General features: G+C 74.7%; 4 protein-coding genes. 1 reads left to right on the top strand and 3 read right to left on the bottom strand.

Annotated elements, in window-relative coordinates; all coding sequences use genetic code 11:
* The 3 genes from AC0CYZ_RS11310 to AC0CYZ_RS11300 all read right to left on the bottom strand — a co-directional run.
* On the bottom strand, positions 1-1016 hold a 1016-nt coding region (locus AC0CYZ_RS11310), incomplete at its 3' end, for a ferric reductase-like transmembrane domain-containing protein (protein WP_472215302.1).
* Complete coding sequence (locus AC0CYZ_RS11305; protein ID WP_472215300.1) at positions 1013-1564, bottom strand: hypothetical protein; 552 nt, start codon at positions 1562-1564, stop codon at positions 1013-1015. The genes AC0CYZ_RS11305 and AC0CYZ_RS11310, both read right to left, overlap by 4 nt.
* Positions 1565-1699: 135 nt before the next feature.
* Complete coding sequence (locus tag AC0CYZ_RS11300) at positions 1700-2140, bottom strand: hypothetical protein (RefSeq protein ID WP_472215299.1); 441 nt, start codon at positions 2138-2140, stop codon at positions 1700-1702.
* Positions 2141-2320: 180 nt separating this feature from the next.
* On the opposite strand from AC0CYZ_RS11300, the gene AC0CYZ_RS11295 reads away from it, so the two are divergent.
* Positions 2321-2788, top strand: a complete 468-nt coding sequence (locus AC0CYZ_RS11295) for a DUF6328 family protein (protein ID WP_472215296.1) — start codon at positions 2321-2323, stop codon at positions 2786-2788.
* Positions 2789-2857 lie beyond the last annotated feature (69 nt).

The raw sequence follows: 2857 nt of genomic DNA, 5'->3' as shown, positions 1-2857 counted from the left end.
TCCCCGGTCCGGGCACGTGCGGTGAGCCGGCCGTACGGCCCCTCGATCAGGACGCGGGTCCCGGGGCGCAGGCCCGGGATCTCCGCGGTGCCGTCGCCCAGGTCCTTGACGGTGATCCGCAGGCTGCGCCCGTCCGGGGCGGCCGAGAGCGAGTACGGGTGCGCGCGGGTCCAGCCCCGGCGGCTCAGGAAGCGCCACTGGAGGAACTGCCCGGCCCGCGCGCCGAGGTCGTCGAGGTGGCGTCCGGTGAGGTAGACCGAGACGCAGCCGTCGCCCTCGGGCACGACCGAGGTGACGACGAGGCGGTGGTGCAGCGTGCGGTGGAGCGGCAGCCCGACCCGCCACACCAGCACCGCCACCGCGGTCAGCGCCCAGGCGCTCCACCAGAACACCGTGCGCACGGTCGAGGCGAGGAACTCCTGGCCGGTCCAGAGCTGGTGGGGCAGCGCGAGCCCGACGCCGAGGTAGGCGTAGAGGTGGAGCAGGTGCCACGACTCGTAGCGCATCCGTGTCCGCGCGGCCCGCACGCTCGTGACGACGACGAGCACCAGGCACGCGGTGCCGGCGGCGGCCAGCAGCATCCCCGGGTAGGTCAGGGTGAGGTCCCACAGCTCGCCGGGCGTCGCGGCCAGGTCGCCGGCGGCGTAGCCCCAGGTGATGAGCCCGACGTGGGCGATCATCCCGGTGAACGACGTGAACCCCACCAGCCGGTGGATCACCGCGAGCCGGTCCTGCCCGAAGGCCTGCTCGAGCAGCGGCACCCGGGCCATGAGCAGCACCTGCACCAGCAGCAGGACCGAGGCGAGCAGCCCGGTGAGCCGGCCCAGCGAGGTCAGCCCGGAGGCCCAGCTGCCGAGGTCGGTGAGGCCACCGCCGGTGGCCCACCAGAACGTGACCAGCGTGAGGGCGACGACGAGCAGCACCTCGGCGGCGGTGCGGACACGTCGGTCCCGGACGGCCGGGCCGGTCGGGCGGGGGAGGGCGTGCCGGGTCGGGCGGTCGGCGAGCGCGGTCACGTGAACAGCCCGCCGAGGATCGGGCTGGGGCCTCCGGAGGTGTTCTGGCCGGTCGGGCCGCCGGGCTGGCCGGGCTGGCCGGGCTGGCCGGTCTGGCCGGTCTGGCCGGGGCCCCCTCGGCGGTCGCCGTCGTGGCTCCGGTGGTGGCCGATGCCCGGACCGGGGCCGCCGTCGGGGCCGGAGTCGCCCACCGCGTGGCCGACCGCGAAGCCCCCGCCGGCGAGGAGCACGGCGGCGCCGACCCCGGCGGCGACCCGCAGCCCTCGCCTCCGGGGACGGACCGGGGCCGCCGGGGCGTCGTGGTGCCACCACGTGGTCCCGGCGGGACGCGCCGCCGTTCCCTCCGCCGCCGTGCCCTCCGCCGCCGTGCTCTCGGTCGTGGGTGCGTCGGCCCCGCCGTCGGGCTGGGGCTCCCACCGGGAGCCGCTGCGCTCGGGCGAGCCGGTCGACGCCTCGTCGGGACCGTCGGCGACCTCTGTGGTCTCGGCGCCCTCGGTGGGCGTGGCAGCGTCCTCGGCCGGGGTGGGAGAGCCCTCCTCGCGATCCATCGGTCACCTCTCGCAACGGATCGACCGGCCGGGCCCGGCGGGCGCCGGGGGCTGTCGATCAGGTGCGCTCCACGATGCTGACCTCCGGTAATGCCGGGGCGTGGCGTGGTTCGGAGGCCGGTAAGAGCGCTGGCGCTACGACTGGTGCCGGGGACGCCCGGGCCCCCCGGCACGCGCGGCGCCGGGCGCGAAGGACCAGATCGCGAGCCAGACGCTGCCGGCGGAGAGGACGAGCGCCCCGGGCACGTGGAGGTAGAGCGTGCCGTCGTCGCCGAGGTAGGCCTGCACGAACGTGAGGACGAAGACGACGGCGGCCAGCACGGCGGGCCACAGCGGCACGGCGGCGGTCCGCCACAGCACGATCGCGGCGATCGTCAGCAACCCCGTCAGGACGTGGAGCACGACCGCGCCCACGGAGTGCAGTTCGTGGGCTCCCCGGCTGTGCAGCGGGCCGACCATCTGGCCGGCGGTCGCGAACTGCCACAGCAGCTCGAGCACCGTGAGCACCGCCAGGACCTGTGCGCCCCGCAGCGCGGGCGCGGTCCTCGATCCGGGACGTGTGGCGACGTCGGCCATCCGGGCTTCCTCCTCGTGTGTCGTGTGGGTCAGGCGCCGAGTGACCGCGGACGGTGAAGATCGGACGTGCGTCGGGTGAGAGCTGGGTGAGAACCGCCCCGGGGTGGCGTGTCCGAGGGCCGCCGTCGAGTGGGAAGACAGCTCCGAGGGATCGCGGGGCTCGGGTGGAGGTGCGAGCGGATGGCCGAGGACCACGAGCAGCGGGTCAACCGCGAGCTCGGCGAGCTGCTCAACGAGTTGCGGGTGGCGCTGCCCGGAGTGCAGGTCCTGTTCGGGTTCCTGTTGACGACGCCGTTCCAGGTCGGCTTCTCGAGGATCACGGCCTTCGAACGGGACGTCTACTTCGCCACGCTGTTGTCGACCGCGGCCGCGACCGTGCTGTTGGTGGCCCCCGCGGCGCAGCACCGGTTGCTGTTCCGCCAGCTGGACAAGGAACGGATGCTGTTCCGGTTCAACCGCTACGCGATCGTGGGTCTGTTCTGTCTGGGCGGCTCGCTGTGTGGTGCGGTGCTCCTCGTGACCTCGATCCTGTTCACCCTGCCGTCCGCGGTGCTCACCGCTGCGGTCGTCGCGGTGGGCACGGCGTTCCTCTGGCTCGCGCGTCCACTTCTCGCGCGCGTCCGGGAGAGCCGCCGCGGTGCACCGTGACCCGGCAGCGCGGTGATCGAGCTCAGACCCAGTCCCGATCGTTGCCGCCCTCGCCCTGCGAGCGCGGAA

Source organism: Actinomycetospora sp. (assembly GCF_055612215.1).
This window is presented reverse-complemented; position numbering and strand designations above follow the sequence as displayed.